This window comes from Photorhabdus heterorhabditis (genome assembly GCF_001280945.1).
Lineage (GTDB): Bacteria > Pseudomonadota > Gammaproteobacteria > Enterobacterales > Enterobacteriaceae > Photorhabdus > Photorhabdus heterorhabditis.
The window spans coordinates 1-15,583 of sequence record NZ_LJCS01000053.1 but is presented as its reverse complement, the minus strand read 5'-3'; the positions used below and the strand labels follow the sequence as shown (position 1 = coordinate 15,583).

Sequence of the window (15,583 nt, the reverse complement as noted above, 5' to 3'; positions counted from 1 at the left end):
ATACCAAGACAGGAGAATCGGTGATGAAAATCATGAAACCTCTGCGATTGGGGGTCTTACATCGTCCGTGGCGCTGGCAGCAGCAAAACTATCTGGGCGTCACGGTGATGGCGCTGACCGATATGGGTGATTCGCCACAAATCAGGCCAGAACCGGAGCTATGGCAACTGGTTGCACAAGAGTTGCAAAGTACCGGCGGAGTATTGGATCTTTCCATCCCCAAGCCTTGTGCCGAATTCTTTGCTTCCGGTTACGCTTGGACGAATCATCAGTCGCAAAAAGAGGCTTGTATAGCGAGGATTCAGGTTGCTGATAAAGAAAAAAGCCTGATGGTGTTTGGTGATCGTTACTGGCAGAACGGGCATCCTTCAGCGCCACAGCCGTTTGAGAAGATGCATCTTGATTGGTCAAATGCCTTTGGCGGTCACTGTACGGCAGAAAACCCGTTGGGTAAGGGGGATGAACCGGTTACCCGTGATGGCGTACTGTGGCATCCATTACCTAATGTTGAATTGCCTGACCAGTTGCTGCATTCAGTACATCAGCGTGTACCGCCCGCCAGTTTCGCACCATTGGATTTTAGCTGGCCCCAGCGTAGCCGCCTGATGGGAAAAAAATATGATAAACAGTGGCTGGCACATGAATTCCCCGGTTTGGCCCGCGATACCGATTGGCACCTGTTCAATATGGCCGGACAGGATCAGTGGTTGACTGGACAATCTTGTTTGCCGTCAGGTGCTAGTTGGCGTATCTGGAATATGCATCCCACTCAGGCCGTGCAACAGGGTACGTTACCGTGTTGGCAGGCACGTTGTTTTATCAACCGCCAGCGTGGTGAGGAAATGCGTCTTGAGGAGGTCCATTTACGTGCTACCACGGTATGGTTTATGCCTCATTTGGAACGCATGGTCCTCATTTGGCACGGTGCCTGTCCGATTAATGAAGATGATGCCGCAGATGTACATCAGATGTTGGTAGCTATGGAGTTGGCACAGTCTGAGCGTCCCGTTCCCCATTACCAGCAAGTGATGACACAACGGGCAGAAAAAGAGAAAGGCGCACTTTTTACCCTGCGGGAAAAGGATTTGATGGATGAAAGCCTGATTGCGCCCTGGATAGATAATGATGTGCAGGTTACCCCCAGTGCATTAGCAGAGACGATGACAAGGCGTGAAGCCTATTTGCGCCAGCGGCATCAGGCGAGAAGTCAGAAACAAGATCAGGATATCAATCAACTGCTGACAGAATTGCCGCTGCAAGAGGAAAAAGCGCTGACTGCCGATAAATTACCAGAGCTGGTTGCCAGTCTGGAGCGGCAGGCAGAACGTATACAACAGCGTGTTCAGAAAAAAAGTGCTGCTTATGCAGCAACAGAACAAGCCAACACTCCCCCGGCTGGCCCGGCAAGTTACTACCGCATGTTGGATCTGTTGCACAAACAGTCGCAAAAAACGCCGGAATTACAGACATCTGAAACATTGAAACAGACACACCGCAGCTTGCATCAGATGTATCTGTTGTCAGCGGATACGCGTCCACCCGCGGCCAGATTGCAGGGTGAACAAGCGGAGGTGCTACGTCGTCACGTGATGGCTTGCATGGCAACAAAACGCGATCTCAGTGATATGGATTTGACCGGGGCGGATCTTTCTGGTTTGGATCTGCGTCGGGCTAATTTACAGCGTACTTTGCTGGAAAATGCCAATCTGGATAATTGCTGCCTAGATGAAGCTGATCTGAGTGAAGCTATGCTGGCTTATGCCTCACTGAATAATACCTCGCTGAATGCGGCCTGTTTAGATAATGCTTCACTGGCCGGTGCACGATGCCACAATTGCTATTTTACCGGTGCACGCCTTGGTGGTGTGTTGTTGGAGCGGGCGGAGCTGGTCATGTGTGATTTCTCCCAGGCTTCTCTGAGTGATATTTTGTTGCGTCAATGCATGCTCTACCATTGCCATTTCTCTCAGGCGCGGCTGGAAAATTGCCTGTTTATGGAGCTGGTGCCGGAAGAGCTGGATTTCAGTTATGCTCATTTGACACGTATGACGGTGATCAATGGCGGGTTTGCCGCAGTACGTTTCAATCATGCGGTGATGGATAGTTGTACTTTTCTTGATAGCGCACTCGATCATGCGCAATACCAGCATGCACACTTAGAGAGTTGTGTCTTTACGGGTAAAACCCATATTCGCTCCGGTCTGTTCCAGCATGCGCGGCTGACCAGTTGTAATTTTCGCCTCACACTCCTCGAAGCCGCTGATTTTTCAGAGGCTGTACTACAAAACTGTGATTTCAGCGAAGCTAATCTCAGTTTTGCCCAAATGCGTGCCGTTAATGGCAGCAACTCTCTGTTTATCCGAACCCTGTTGACGAATAGTAATTTGCAGGAAGCCAACCTGATGGGCGCAATATTGCAAAAAGCTCATTTAGTCGGGGCAGATTTACGTCGTGCTAATCTGTTTCGCGCCGATATTTCTCAATCCAGCGTTGATGTGAATACTCAGTTACAGGGCGCTCTGCTTGATCAGTGCAAAACTCTACCTTGTGCTGGCGGGGACTTAGTATGAAAACGTTAACGCCGGAACAACTGAGTGCGCTGATTGCGCAAGGGGAAATTATTCAAGATACCTGTCTGACTAACGACCTGCTGGCAGGGCGGGATCTGGCTGGTATGGTGTTTGTCAATGTTGTCTTTGAAAGTGTTGATCTCAGTGGTTGCAGACTTGATGAGGCAGTATTTCAGCAATGTCAGCTATCGTATGCCTCCTTTCAGGGCATGACGATCAAGGGGTGTTCGTTTCAACAATGTACTTTGTCGCAAGCGTGTTTTGATCGCACTCAGTTGGATAACTGTGTATTTAATGACTGCCAGCTGGAACAGCTCTCTTTGCAGCAGGCAGTGCTTGATAGTAGCTATTTCATCGTTTCTCACCTTAATAATGTGCGTTTTACCGATAGCACGCTTGATAAGGTCATATTGTACGACTGTGATATTCACAGTGGTGCTGTACATAACTGTCGTTGTCAGAGTTTAACGTGGTTCGGCATGGATCTGCGCAGTATTACCTTTACAGATAGCCGTTTTGAACGGGTCGTGTTTGCACATTGCGATCTACGTGAAGGACAGTTTCAAGGACTCACCTTTCAGGCTTGCCAATTTACCGATAACCAATTGGATCATGCCAATTTCCGACAAGCGATATTAACGCAGAGTTGTTTTAAAGGCGCATCTCTGCGAGGAGCCTGTTTAGATGAGATACAGGCTGAAGGTGCGTTGTTTATTGAAAGCGACTTACGTGAAGCACAGTGTCGGCAGGCAAAAATCAATCACGGACAGTTTATTGCTGCCCGTTTGAGCCAGTCTGATTTCTCTCACAGCACATTAGTACAAAGTCAGTGGCGCTATGCGCACGCGGATAACTGCTCTTTTATCGCTTGTGATTTGAGCTATGCCGATTTCAGTTGGGCTGATCTCAGTCACGCTGACCTGCGTCAGGCGCGTTTTAAACGCACGCTGATGCATCGGGCCTGTCAGCAAGCGAGCCGTTTCTCCAATCGTCAAGGCATTTTGGAACAGGATGAAGCACTGTTTGCGGCAGAGATGTGGAGTGCGCGCAGCTAGCGTTTAACGGAAGTCAGAAGTTTACTAGTGATGAGGTCGATCTATGAACGCAACGCAAAAATCATTTCCATTGGGGATTAATCTTCCTCAACAGGCCGCGGGGCAAGTGGTCAGTATACTGCCAACCGGTGATGTGATCGTCGAGTATCAGCAACGCGGCTGGCAATGTCGTGTTGCTATCAGTTGTTTGTTGAGTCCACAAACCGGTGACGAGGTGCTGATTTGTGGCGACGATAACCATCGGCTATGGGTGTTGGCTGTATTGAGCCGTAGTGATGAGCAGCAAACTGTAACGCTGAGCGTTCCGGGGAATTTGTGTATTGCTCCGCAGGGAGAATTAACGCTCCATAGTGCCGAACAGGTCAGTATTGATAGTCAATCTGTGCAGATCACGGCGCAACAGAGTGATTGCCATATTGCTCATATGCGTTACAGCGGTGATGAGTTGACTGCTTGGGTGAACGTGGTTTGTCTGCTTGGTCAGCGCGTGGAAGCTTTGTGGAAAACCGTAGTGCAAATCAGCCAGCGTGTATTGCGTAAGGTTGAACAGGCAGAACATGTACGTGTTGGGCAACTGGATTGTCAGGCGCGCGATTATGTCCGTTTGCACGCACGTAATACCATTATTACGTCGCAGGCGATAACAAAAGTGGATTCTGAACAGATTCATATGGGCTAAATGATGAGCAGAATACCAGAGAAAAAGGCTAGGGAACGTAGGGGGCCGGCAGTTTATGCCAATCATCAGACATTTCCCATGTTACTTGAACGTCTGACCGAGAGCGGAAATGATCGGGAAGATGTGCTGTATGGCGACAGTGCTCAGCAACTTCGTTTGTCGGTTCTGCATAATTTACAGGCTCTACTGAATTGCGACCATTATTCCTCTGGCGCCGATCTGTCATCATGGCCGCATGTCAGTACCAGCACATTGAATTTTGGTATTCGCGCCCTGGCTGGGAAGTTTGTTTCTCAGGTGAGCTGGGAAAGTATTGAGTGCGCGATACGCGAAGCTATTCTCCATTTTGAACCGCGTATTATGCCGCAGGAACTCACCATCACGGGTATGCAGGGCGATCAAAAATTGAATGCTCACAATATCCTCTGCTTTGAAATCCGGGGGCATCTGTTGTGCTCTTCCCGCCCATTGGCATTTGCTTTCAGTAGTCATGTTGATCTGGAAAACGGCCGTTTTGAGCTGGTGGATGGAGGGTAAATCATGCATGAAAAATTACTGGAGTATTACAATCGTGAATTAGCATGGCTGCGTGAAATGGGGGGCGAATTTGCTCGCCATTATCCGGGGGTTGCTGGGCGATTGGGCATGCAGGGGGATGAAGTTACCGATCCTTATGTTGAGCGTCTGATGGAAGGGGTTGCTTTTCTGACTTCGCGCATTCAACTCAAAATGGATGCTGAATTTCCGCGTTTCTCCGCTCAGTTACTGGAAGCGCTTTACCCTAACTACCTTGCTGGCCTGCCTTCGATGGCAATTGTTGAATTACAGCCAGATCCGACTAAAGGAGATCTGAGCAAAGGTTTTCCTGTACCTCGTGGTTCTCTGATGGAGAGTTTGGCGCTGAAAAAGAAGGGGCTTAATTGCTGCTACCGTACAGCGCAGGATGTCACCTTACAACCACTGCGTTTGCTACAGGTTGAATTGGGTGGTATTCCGGCTGATATTCCGCTTTCTGCACTTGGCGGGGCGAATGTACAGGGTGCTTTGCGTATTCAGCTATCGTGTTTTGATAATGTGTCATTGGGTGAATTGCAATGTGATGAGCTGATGTTTTATCTCAGTGGCGGCGATATTCCCGCGTTGCAACTGTTGGAATTACTGATGGCACACTGTCAGGGGGTGTTGTGCCAAATTCCCGGCAGTTCAGTACAGCGGTTATTGCTGCCATCTCAGGCATTGTGTCATGAGGGTTTTGCTTCGGAACAGGCATTGTTGCCGGTTGATTTGCGCAATGTAGAAGCTTATCGCCTGTTGCAGGAATATTTTGCTTTTCCGGCCCGTTTCCAGTTTTTCAGTATCAGTGGCTTGCAGCCATTGCTGGCACAGGCCGGTAAACAACAGAGATTTGAAATTCAGATCCTATTGGATGTACGTTCGCCACAGTTGGAAAAGGTGGTGGATGTCAGCCATCTGGCTTTGCATTGTACCCCTGCTATTAACCTTTTCCCTCGTACGGCCGAGCCGATGATACTCAATGAACAACAGCATGAATACCATGTTGTGGTTGATAACATGCGTCCGCTTGATTATGAGGTTTTTTCTGTCACAGCATTACGCGGTATTGGGACTCAGCATGATGGCGACCAGCGCTATATTTTCCATCCGCTTTATCACACGCAGCATGATGATGCGTTGATTAATTCGGGGTATTTTTCTATCCGCCGTGAATCTCGTCTGTTGCCACAGGATGTAAACCGCTATGGGATGCGCTCTGATTATCTTGGCAGTGAGGTTTATGTTTCGCTGGCAGACGAGCGTCATCCGCCTTGGCGCAGTGATTTGAAATATCTCAGTGCAGAAGTTTTGTGTACCAACCGTGATCTTCCTTTATTGCTGCAACGACAGGCACAAGAAAGTTTGGTGATGCAGGATTCAGTACCTGTTTCTGCCGTTCAGTTGCGTAAAGGCCCCAGCAACCCTCGTCCAGCATTGGCAGAGAGTCGCGTCTGTTGGCAACTAATCAATCAATTACAGCTTAACTACTTTAGCTTGCAGGATTGCACCACTGAACAGGGTGAAACGGAACTACGACGGCTGTTACGGTTTCATGCAAGTCAGGCTGATGCGGTGATTGCGCAGCAGATTAACGGTATCCGTTGTTGCCGTTTGCAGGCTCAAAATCGTCACATGGCCGGTACACCGTTGTTTCGACGTGGAATCAGCGTGGCGTTGGAGGTCGATGAACAGGCATTTTCTGGCCGTTCTCCTTGGTTAATGGGGAGCGTACTAGCACAGCTGTTTAGCCGTTTGGTGACAATAAACAGTTTTGCGGAAACAACGCTGTCCAGTGTGCAACGGGGGACGATCGGATTTTGGTCGGGGCGTGATGGGGTAAGGACCTTGTTATGAAGATACTTGCCATATATGCCGACAATCAGATCGTACAGGTTGGGGAGAAAATACAGACTGCGTCATCTGTTCTTGATATTCATTTCTGGGCTGAAAGAGAAAAAACGCCGTGGGATTTTGATCTGTTTCAGTTGCTACGGCGTATTGATGCACAGTCAGGAGCGCCTTATTCATTGGGTCGTTCACCTTTACCGCGTTATGAGCCATTGCGTTTGGGGCAACAGCCAACACTGTGCTTTGCACCGGCAGAAATTGCGTCTATCGAACCTTACCCAGATGGCACTCGCTATCAAATTAATATCAATAATTTTGGTCTGTTTGGTCCGAATGGCCCTCTGCCTTTACATGTTACTGAGTTTGCCTGGCAACGTCAGAAGCAACATAAAGATCATGCACTGAGTGCCTTTTTTAACCTTTTTCAGCACCGTTTAATCACCTTGTTTTGGCGTGCATGGGCGGATGCTCAGCCTTGCATTTCCTTTGATCGCAGCGATAACCATCGTTTTGATCGCTTTTTTGCTAGCTTTATCGGCATGGAACACATTCCGAGTTACCGCCTCCGGCAAGAACGGACACATCACTATATGGCTGGGCACTTGAGCCGCTATCCGCGTAATAAAGAGGGTTTGCTGTGCTTGCTACGTTACCATTTTGGTTTACCAGTTACATTGCATGAAAACCAGTTTCATTGGTTAGCGATTGCTCGTGATGAGCAGTTACGGCTGCATAACGGGCATTCAGGCGCCCGGTTGGGATACGCAACCCGTCTCGGTATTGCGGTGGCTGATGTGCAATATGCATTTTGTCTGGAACTTGGCCCGCTCTCCTGGTCGGCATATCAACGTTTCTTACCGGCGTCACGATTCGCAACATCCTGTTGTGATGATCTTCAGCAATTGTGTGATTGGGTTCGAGGTTATGTCGGCCTTGAATATGCCTGGACGCTCAGAATTACGTTGGATCATCAACATTATCAGGGCTGTTCACTGGGAAGCGCTCAGTCTCTGGGACAAAACTGTTGGCTGGGGCTTAACACCCATCATCATGATCGTCGCGATCTCTGTTTCAGGCCAGATAAGGCTGCGTAGTCATAACAAGCTGCATCTGTTTTCTTTTCTATCCAATATGGACGAGGGTTCTATGTCAGATATCAATCGCCAGTCACTATTTAATAAACTTAATCCGCCCTTGTTTAGTGCTTTGGAAAGCGCCAGTGCATTTTGTAAGTTGCGGGGCAATCCTTATGTTGAACTGGCGCACTGGTTGCATCAGCTGATGCAGCAAAAAGCGGGCGATCTGCAACAGATCATAGGCCATTTTGCCTTGGATGATCAGCAGATGGCACGGGATATTGTACAGGCTCTGGACGCATTGCCGCGCGGAGCTAGCGCGATTTCTGATCTTTCCGCTCATATTGATGAAGCCGTGGAGCGGGCTTGGGTGTGTAGCTCTGTGACTTTTGCGGCAGGTGAGATCCGGGGTGCTCACTTATTGCTGGCCCTGTTGACGACTTTTAATCTGCGCCAGCATTTGTTAGCTATCTCCGCTCAGTTTGCCCGTATTAATGCGGAAAATCTGGTGCAGGATGTTACGCATATCCTGAGCAACAGTACGGAAAATAGTCCTCAGCGATCAGTCGCAGAGAATGGGAACAATAAGTCAACATCAGAGAGTGCGTTACAAAGTTATGCGCAGGATATGACAGCACTCGCGAAGGCTGGGCGAATTGACCCTGTTGTTGGGCGGGATAAGGAGATTCGCCAACTGGTTGATATTCTGCTACGTCGTCGGCAAAACAATCCTTTGATTACCGGTGAGGCTGGTGTGGGTAAAACGGCGCTGGTGGAAGGATTGGCATTGCGTATTGCATCGGGTGATTTGCCACCGTCGTTGTGTCATGTTCAGCTTTGGTCATTGGATATTGGCCGTTTGCAAGCGGGCGCTGGCATGAAAGGAGAATTTGAGGCACGTTTGCAGGCGGTGATTAATGAAGTTCAGCAAAGCCCGGTTCCCATTATTCTGTTTATTGATGAGATTCATATGCTGATTGGTGCTGGCGGTGCGCAAGGGGTTGGTGACGCCGCGAATCTGTTGAAACCAGCACTGGCGCGTGGACAGTTACGGACTATTGGTGCGACTACTTGGGCGGAATACAAAAAGCATATTGAAAAAGATCCGGCGCTGACTCGGCGTTTCCAGGTATTACAGGTCGAACAACCGGATGAAGCACTGGCGTTAAAAATGATACGGAGTTTGTCTGGGCAGTTGGAACAGCATCATGGTGTGTTATTACTGGATGAGGCGCTGGAAGCGGCGGTATCGCTCTCTCATCGTTATATTCCGGCTCGTCAGTTACCTGATAAAGCCATAGCTTTGCTTGATACCACCTGCGCACGGGTTGCGGTTAGTCAGCACAGTCAACCGGCGGTATTGGAAGATTATCGCCGTCAGCTTGATGCACTCCAAATTGAATATGAGATTGTTTGCCGCGAGCAACAACTGGGGGGTGATCATGGTGCACGTTTGGCTCAGCTTGATGAGCAGCGTCGTGAATTGCAGGCGGAGCAGGAGCAGATGGTTCAGCGTTGGCAGGCTGAAACGACACTGGCTCAGCAGATTATCAGCTTGCGCCAACAACTGATTTCCGATGATGAAATACCGGTGGATGATGTACAGCGTTTGGATTGGCAGACACAGTTACAGGATTGTCGGCAACAATTGAGTTTATTGCAGGGAGAACAGCCATTAATTACGGTGGCGGTGGATGCGCACAGTATTGCGGCGGTAGTTGCGGATTGGACCGGCATCCCTCTTGGTCGGATGGTAAAAAATGAGCTTAATGTTGTCCAGAATCTGGAGTACAGCTTGGGGCAACGGGTTATTGGTCAGCCACACGCGCTAAATATCATCAGTGAGCGGGTGCGGACGGCGCGTGCACATTTGGCTGATCCGAATAAACCGGTGGGGGTCTTTCTGTTATGTGGTCCTTCTGGGGTAGGGAAGACCGAAACGGCGTTAGCACTTGCTGAGAGCTTGTATGGTGGAGAACAGAATCTGATTACCATCAATATGAGTGAGTTTCAGGAACCACATAGTGTATCAACTCTGAAAGGGGCGCCACCGGGATATGTTGGTTATGGCGAGGGTGGAGTTTTGACGGAAGCGGTTCGGCGACGCCCATACAGTTTGGTATTGCTTGATGAGGTGGAAAAGGCCCATTCCGATGTGCACGAACTGTTTTTTCAGGTATTCGATAAAGGCTGGATGGAAGATGGTGAGGGTCGGCGTATTGATTTCCGTAATACACTGATCATATTGACCTCGAATGTGGGGAGTCAGGAAGTTATTAGCGCTTGTACCCGGCAGGATGGTTTGCCGAATATGGAAACGTTGACTCAGCAGTTACGCCAACCGCTGTTACGGACATTTCCTGCCGCACTGCTTGGCCGTTTGACAGTGATTCCTTTTTTATCATTGAGTGATGAAATGTTGGAAAATATTGTGCAATTGCAGTTGGCGCGGGTGGCTCAGCGTCTGCGGGAAAATTATGGTATTGCAGCGCAGTTTGACCACCGAGTGACGCAACAGATTATTTCCTGTTGTATAGAACAGGAATCTGGTGCTCGCAGGATTGATTCCATTATTACGAACACTTTATTACCACAGATCAGTCGTAAATTGCTGACGGCAACGATAGAGAATCAGCATTATTCACAATTGCAGGTGACTTGGGAGGAGACGGCATTTCAGTGTCATTTTTGCTGAGATAGGTACCGCCTTTAGTGTATTAGCCCGGTTTTAATACCGGGTTTAAAAGCTTTATTTTTTTGATTGTTGTTACCAGTGCATTTCTGAGGTGGGTAATTAATATATACCTGTTATCTTTCAAGTTGCCTCTTTGTTGGCTGCACTCACTCACCCCAGTCACAGAGTTATCTATGCTCCTGGGGATTCGCTCCCTTGCCGTCGCGATGCATCTTGAAATCTATTGGGTATAGTCAGATTCAACCCGTTCAGTGAGATCATCACTAAAAAAGATTAGGGGCTATTTTGTGTCTTATATGTGCTACATTGCGTGATGTAAACTAATAATAGTAGGGTTACAGCTAAAGTGGCAACGATAAAAACTGAAATTGTCAAAGCAAGAGTTGAACCCAAGTTAAAAGAAGATGCGGAAAATGTGCTATCCGAGTTAGGAATAAGTCTATCTGATGCCATTAGGATCTTTTTAAATCAGATTTCATTAAGACAGGAATTTCCTATCGAATTAAAGATACTTAACAGGACAACTCTAAAAGCAATTAATGCACCGGTAACTGATGAGGTATTCACTTCAGCAGATGAATTATCTGCCGATAACTGATACAGCATGTGCTCAGTCATGTTATTTCGATAGACAAGCTCCGCGCTATTCGCCGCACTGTAAGCACCTTCCGGGGTATGGCTAATCAGTGCACAGACCTCAACTCACTATTAAAGGGTTCTGACTGGAACAACTCGGTTTTTATGCTGGCAAATCAGTTGTCATAAAAATAGAAGAATATAGCCCACGATTGGATGAACTTTCCCCCGAATGTTATATGTTTGTCTAACATTCGGGGGAGGAGTTCATGGGTGATCGTGGAACAATATTTAAATTAAAATTTCACCTTCAAAAAGAACAATAATATTTGAAGCACCTAACTCTTTTTTTAATAAATTAGCCATATCTGTTATAGATATTTTTGATTCTTTATTATTCATCGCAATCCTAAATATAGATAAAGGATCTAAATTGTTTTCATTTGAAATCTCTTTTTGAATCTCATCTGGTTCTCTAACTGGATATACAATATACTCGCCAGGGAATAAATTTGAATATTTAGAAACAAACTCATTTACCTTATTTTGTAAGGTTGAGGGTCCTATAGTTGTATAACATACTAAATTAATAGCCATTTTGTCCTCATTTCAGTTTAATTGGTTTGCCAAGTTTATCTATTACTATGATTTTATCAAGACCATTAATTGGGTATTTACTGAATTGATTTTTAAATCATTTAAGGTCACTTTAGTATCTGATATATTGATGACAACATTTTTAGTTTGTCCTTCATCTACTTTACCTTTTACTTCACTCCAAATATTCCTAACACTGCTAGAGCTAGGGGCATAATTATCGAAAATTTCCCCGTTTATTTTATAATCGGGTTTTTTATCTCCTATAACTTTCGGATTTTGTTCGACATGATAACCATTTTGAGCCAATATTTTGGCACTCTCATTTTCCCTTACTTAATGAACGTATTTGTTCTGTAGAAGCATTAGGAGATATTTTGGCTGGGTATCCTGTTAATGAACCTGCATCTTTTCCAGCTTGTGTCGCTCCCTTTCCAGCATACAACTTCTCATTTTCGATCAAGCTAGCTACGGCATCAGTATCAGGTTTAGCATTGCTTAACAGCGGTTTTAGGCATGACTCAATCCTTCTACCAAATCCTTGGCACCTTCTTTGGTGTTACCTAATACCTTTACCGTTCCCGCAGCCAAAACACCGGTCCCAACCGCCGCCTCCGGCGCAACCGCATCAGCGACAAAAATGCCCACGTTATTCAGGCACAGCGCCGGATTGGTTTTACAGCCTTCAAGCGCAACACGCCCTGCCGTTGCCATTTCAGCCGAGGCAGCAATCAGTATCTGACCGCCATAAACCAGCGCGTAACCACCTGCCGCCACTGCGGTGACGGCAATCGCCGCATTCCGCTGCGCAATGACACTCTTCGGCGACCTTAATAATCAGCGCTGCCGATTGACCGTTAAAAAATCAGAATGTTTTTATCTGCACAGGTTCGATAGTACCCATAAACTCAGGAAAGCAATAGAAGAGTACATCTACTATTACAACCATAAAAGAAGTTGTATTAGCTTAAGGTTAACGGCCTAAGTCCGCTATACTTCCGAACTTAGGCATTATTAGCTGCTTAGTGTAACCTGTCCAACTTTTTAGGGTCATGTCAGTTAAATTGGGATCTTATTATCAAGAATAACGTTCTCTTAACTGTTCCATATACAACTCTACAGATACTTTATCATTTGGATAAGCCTGAATATAGGCATCTGTAATATATTGCATTAGTTGAACAAAATGATCAGGAGATATGGATAAACTTTCATATTCACCTAGAAAAAAAGTGACTTCATTAAATTCTTCTGGAATATCCCAATCTTGATCTAACGCATAGCTAAAACCTTCAGAAGGAGAAAATCCATGACCTTCGCTAGCCATTTTTAAAAATGATTTATAATTCATTTTACCTTCTGATAATGTGGCATAAATAACATCATATAGATCTCTTCCATAATCTTGATATAAATAATCTTTAGTGGTCATCAGCCAACTCATTTTATCCTTATTCATTTTGAACCTCTTGGTGGCATTGTAATAAATGCATTATTAATTTTTCCTGTTTTTGCATCTCGGGTTACTTGGAACCAATAACCATCAACTTTAACAGAATACTGTCTATGTTCAGGGTTTACTTTGAAATAGTTCTCAGCCTGTTGAGATGCTTTATTCGACATATTTGTAACTCTGTAATCCGATAATATTTTAGGAACATAAGTTGTTTTTGTTTGTTCAGCTTTAAAACCTATCTTCTGTCCCTTATTATTAACCGCAGGAATTTGATATTTATATTCAATTAACCCTGGATAACCTTTATCAGTAATCGTAAGGTTTACTTTAGCTCCAATCATTTCAACTGACTCTAAAAATGAGTCTTGGTTATGAGCACCGGAAATAGTCCCTTGTTTTCGATTTAATACTCCAATTTGGCTGTTGTGCTCTGCTATTTGTGAAGCCAAATTATCAGGAACTAGTTTATTTCCAACCTGTACAGCCTCACTCGTCCCCTTTCCGGCATACAACTTCTCTTTTTCAATCAAGCGAGTTACGGCATCAGTATCAGGCTTAGCATTGCTTAACAGCGGTTTTGAGGTATGACTCAATCCTTCTGCCAGATCCTTGGCACCTTCTTTGGTGTTACCTAATACTTTTACCGTGCCCGCAGCCAAAACACCGGTCCCAACCGCCGCCTCCGGCGCAATCGCATCCGCGACAAAAATGCCCACGTTATTCAGGCACAGCGCCGGATTGGTTTTACAGCCTTCAAGTGCAACACGCCCTGCCGTTGCCATTTCAGCCGAGGCGGCAATCAGTATCTGACCGCCATAAACCAGCGCATAACCGCCCGCCGCCACTGCGGTGACGGCAATCGCCGCATCCTGCCGCGCAATGACGCGCGCTTCCGCAGCTTTATCCCCTTTTCCTGCCGCTAAGATGTCTTTTTGATTTTCTACCGATAACTGATACAACATGTGTTCAGTCATGTTATTTCGATAGACAAGCTCCGCGCTGTTCGCCGCACTGTAAGCGCCTTCCGGGGTATGGCTAATCAGGGCGCCTGATAATGCCCCGATAAATTTGGCTGTCTGGGCCTTAACTTCATTACCCGTCAGCGCTTCCTGAATTTTATGGATTTGTCGCTCGGTTTCATTCTTATACGCCGGTTCAAATAGCCGGCTTTCCATGGTGATTGCCGCTAATTCAGCCGCCAGCGCACCCACGGCAGCCCCTTTGGCATCCCCGCCACCAATTTCCGCCGCCAGCGCAGACACCGCGGCATGGCTAATCGCTTTACCCGGGATACCCAAAATCTCCCCGTTATCCCCAATCAGTTTGGCACCTTCCGCATTAATCTGATTACCGATATTGCTCAACAGCGCGGTTTGCAGGTTATCTGTAAAACTGCCGCCGTTAATCGCCGTCCCTATTGTTGAACTGACGACGGATTGTGCCGCCACACGCTGGGCCACCTGACTCCAATTCTGGTTACTCAATAAGGGAAGCTGCGCTTTTAGCGGATCGACAACGCCTTTTCCCGCCACTAATTTTCCCCAGCCCATCGTGTGGTCTAAACCCCCTAATGCGCCACCCACGGCGATTTGGGTCACGAGGGATTTGACGGCTTCGCGCTTCGCTAAGGCCGCCAGTGTCTGGGTGAGATCCCCTTTATTTTCAACTAAGGCCACCGCCGCCTGCGAGGTCAACCCGATCATTCCGCCATAAGCCGCCCCATAAACCGCGCTCGCCGTGGCTCCCGTAGCGCCTGTCGCCCCCACGGCACCACTTCCCGCCCAGGCCGCCAGGCCCGAACCCGCCGTCACCGCCGCGACCGCAATCGCAATCACGGCGCCCGCCACCGGGTTTAAGCTTGTGATTTTTTTGTCCCAGCGACGGTAAGCGTCCTTAACCTGATCCCACTGGACATCATTGCGGCCTTGAAGATTTTTCAACCATTCGGTACCGGGGGTGTGACCCAGTACCCCTAGCGTGTCTTCCAGTAACTGCTCGTCTTTCACTTTCACATCCGCACTGATACCGGCTGCTGCCTCCACGGTCAGCGTACCGCCCACCTGCACGGACGGGATGGCCCAGGTCGTCTCACTGTGGCCTTTATCGTGGTGCGTAATAAAAAAGCCTTTTGATGTCGTGACAGTCTGCTCAAAAGCGGTATTGGGCATGGCCCGGAAGTTCACTTTCCCGGTCTGGCTGGTGATTTTCGCGTTTTTCTGGGTTTCTAGCCGACTCGCTTCTAATGTCACGTCATCTTTTGCCCTCAGGGTAATATCCCCCCCGGCAGTCAATTCCGTGACTTTGTTGGTCTTCCTGATTTGTGTTTTATGTTCTGTTTTAGACCCAAACACTTTACACGACTTTATGGGGCCGAAACCTTGACAGCGTTTCCGCGTTTCTTCACTTTTATAGGTTTCTTCCATGGCCTGCGCATAGAGAAAACCGCCGGTTGCCGCAATATCCATTACCCCTTTGG

Annotated in this window: 14 protein-coding genes; 9 read left to right on the top strand and 5 right to left on the bottom strand. The window is 47.4% G+C overall.

Annotated features, from left to right (window positions below; genetic code table 11):
* The first annotated feature begins 23 nt into the window (after window positions 1–23).
* The 8 genes from AM629_RS16015 (at window position 24) to AM629_RS15980 (ending at window position 11,076) form a co-directional block, all read left to right on the top strand.
* Window positions 24–2,570 carry a DUF2169 family type VI secretion system accessory protein gene (locus AM629_RS16015; protein WP_054480264.1) on the top strand — a complete coding sequence of 849 codons (2,547 nt, stop codon included), beginning with the start codon at window positions 24–26 and terminating at the stop codon, window positions 2,568–2,570.
* The gene (locus tag AM629_RS16010) at window positions 2,567–3,625 is read left to right on the top strand and encodes a pentapeptide repeat-containing protein (RefSeq protein WP_054480263.1); all 1,059 of its coding nucleotides are present in this window, start codon (window positions 2,567–2,569) and stop codon (window positions 3,623–3,625) included. The genes AM629_RS16015 and AM629_RS16010 overlap by 4 nt, the downstream gene beginning before the upstream one ends.
* 43 nt (window positions 3,626–3,668) lie before the next feature.
* Complete coding sequence (locus AM629_RS16005; protein WP_054480262.1) at window positions 3,669–4,304, top strand: DUF3540 domain-containing protein; 636 nt, start codon at window positions 3,669–3,671, stop codon at window positions 4,302–4,304.
* Window positions 4,305–4,307: 3 nt separating this feature from the next.
* A complete protein-coding gene (gene tssE, locus AM629_RS16000) occupies window positions 4,308–4,841 on the top strand; it encodes a type VI secretion system baseplate subunit TssE (protein ID WP_161804237.1) in 534 nt (177 codons plus the stop codon).
* Between the two features lie 3 nt (window positions 4,842–4,844).
* Entirely contained in the window at window positions 4,845–6,713 is a 1,869-nt protein-coding gene (tssF, locus tag AM629_RS15995; protein ID WP_054480260.1) for a type VI secretion system baseplate subunit TssF, read from the top strand.
* Window positions 6,710–7,801: a type VI secretion system baseplate subunit TssG gene (tssG, locus tag AM629_RS15990; RefSeq protein WP_054480259.1), complete on the top strand. Its 1,092-nt coding sequence runs from the start codon at window positions 6,710–6,712 to the stop codon at window positions 7,799–7,801. Before tssF ends, tssG begins: the two co-directional genes overlap by 4 nt.
* 52 nt (window positions 7,802–7,853) lie before the next feature.
* Window positions 7,854–10,478, top strand: a complete 2,625-nt coding sequence (gene tssH / locus AM629_RS15985; RefSeq protein WP_054480258.1) for a type VI secretion system ATPase TssH — start codon at window positions 7,854–7,856, stop codon at window positions 10,476–10,478.
* Between the two features lie 346 nt (window positions 10,479–10,824).
* The gene (locus AM629_RS15980) at window positions 10,825–11,076 is read left to right on the top strand and encodes a type II toxin-antitoxin system RelB/DinJ family antitoxin (RefSeq protein ID WP_054480257.1); all 252 of its coding nucleotides are present in this window, start codon (window positions 10,825–10,827) and stop codon (window positions 11,074–11,076) included.
* 269 nt (window positions 11,077–11,345) lie between these two features.
* Here the strand turns inward: AM629_RS15980 and AM629_RS15975 are convergent, their stop codons facing one another.
* The 3 genes from AM629_RS15975 to AM629_RS15965 form a co-directional block, all read right to left on the bottom strand.
* The gene (locus AM629_RS15975; RefSeq protein ID WP_054480256.1) at window positions 11,346–11,651 is read right to left on the bottom strand and encodes a CDI system immunity component; all 306 of its coding nucleotides are present in this window, start codon (window positions 11,649–11,651) and stop codon (window positions 11,346–11,348) included.
* A 45-nt stretch (window positions 11,652–11,696) separates the two neighbouring features.
* A complete protein-coding gene (locus tag AM629_RS15970) occupies window positions 11,697–11,960 on the bottom strand; it encodes a CdiA C-terminal domain-containing protein (protein ID WP_054480255.1) in 264 nt (87 codons plus the stop codon).
* Window positions 11,961–12,161: 201 nt separating this feature from the next.
* Entirely contained in the window at window positions 12,162–12,428 is a 267-nt protein-coding gene (locus AM629_RS15965; RefSeq protein ID WP_054480254.1) for a hypothetical protein, read from the bottom strand.
* A 34-nt stretch (window positions 12,429–12,462) separates the two neighbouring features.
* Between AM629_RS15965 and AM629_RS24700 the strand changes: the two genes are divergently transcribed.
* Window positions 12,463–12,636, top strand: a complete 174-nt coding sequence (locus tag AM629_RS24700; RefSeq protein WP_083451941.1) for an IS3 family transposase — start codon at window positions 12,463–12,465, stop codon at window positions 12,634–12,636.
* Window positions 12,637–12,729: 93 nt separating this feature from the next.
* On the opposite strand, the gene AM629_RS15960 is transcribed toward AM629_RS24700, so the two are convergent.
* Window positions 12,730–13,110: a hypothetical protein gene (locus tag AM629_RS15960; RefSeq protein WP_054480253.1), complete on the bottom strand. Its 381-nt coding sequence runs from the start codon at window positions 13,108–13,110 to the stop codon at window positions 12,730–12,732.
* The coding region (locus AM629_RS24695; RefSeq protein WP_235525493.1) for a DUF637 domain-containing protein at window positions 13,107–15,583 on the bottom strand (2,477 nt) is incomplete at its 5' end. The genes AM629_RS24695 and AM629_RS15960, both read right to left, overlap by 4 nt.

Bases quoted from the DNA above. Each gene is read 5' to 3' on its own strand.
- AM629_RS16015 (WP_054480264.1), top strand. From the start codon at position 24: ATGAAAATCATGAAACCTCTGCGATTGGGGGTCTTACATCGTCCGTGG.
- AM629_RS15960 (WP_054480253.1), bottom strand. From the start codon at position 13,110: ATGAATAAGGATAAAATGAGTTGGCTGATGACCACTAAAGATTATTTA.
- tssE (WP_161804237.1), top strand. From the start codon at position 4,308: ATGAGCAGAATACCAGAGAAAAAGGCTAGGGAACGTAGGGGGCCGGCA.
- AM629_RS16010 (WP_054480263.1), top strand. From the start codon at position 2,567: ATGAAAACGTTAACGCCGGAACAACTGAGTGCGCTGATTGCGCAAGGG.
- tssH (WP_054480258.1), top strand. From the start codon at position 7,854: ATGTCAGATATCAATCGCCAGTCACTATTTAATAAACTTAATCCGCCC.
- AM629_RS15975 (WP_054480256.1), bottom strand. From the start codon at position 11,651: ATGGCTATTAATTTAGTATGTTATACAACTATAGGACCCTCAACCTTA.
- AM629_RS16005 (WP_054480262.1), top strand. From the start codon at position 3,669: ATGAACGCAACGCAAAAATCATTTCCATTGGGGATTAATCTTCCTCAA.
- AM629_RS24700 (WP_083451941.1), top strand. From the start codon at position 12,463: ATGACACTCTTCGGCGACCTTAATAATCAGCGCTGCCGATTGACCGTT.
- tssF (WP_054480260.1), top strand. From the start codon at position 4,845: ATGCATGAAAAATTACTGGAGTATTACAATCGTGAATTAGCATGGCTG.
- tssG (WP_054480259.1), top strand. From the start codon at position 6,710: ATGAAGATACTTGCCATATATGCCGACAATCAGATCGTACAGGTTGGG.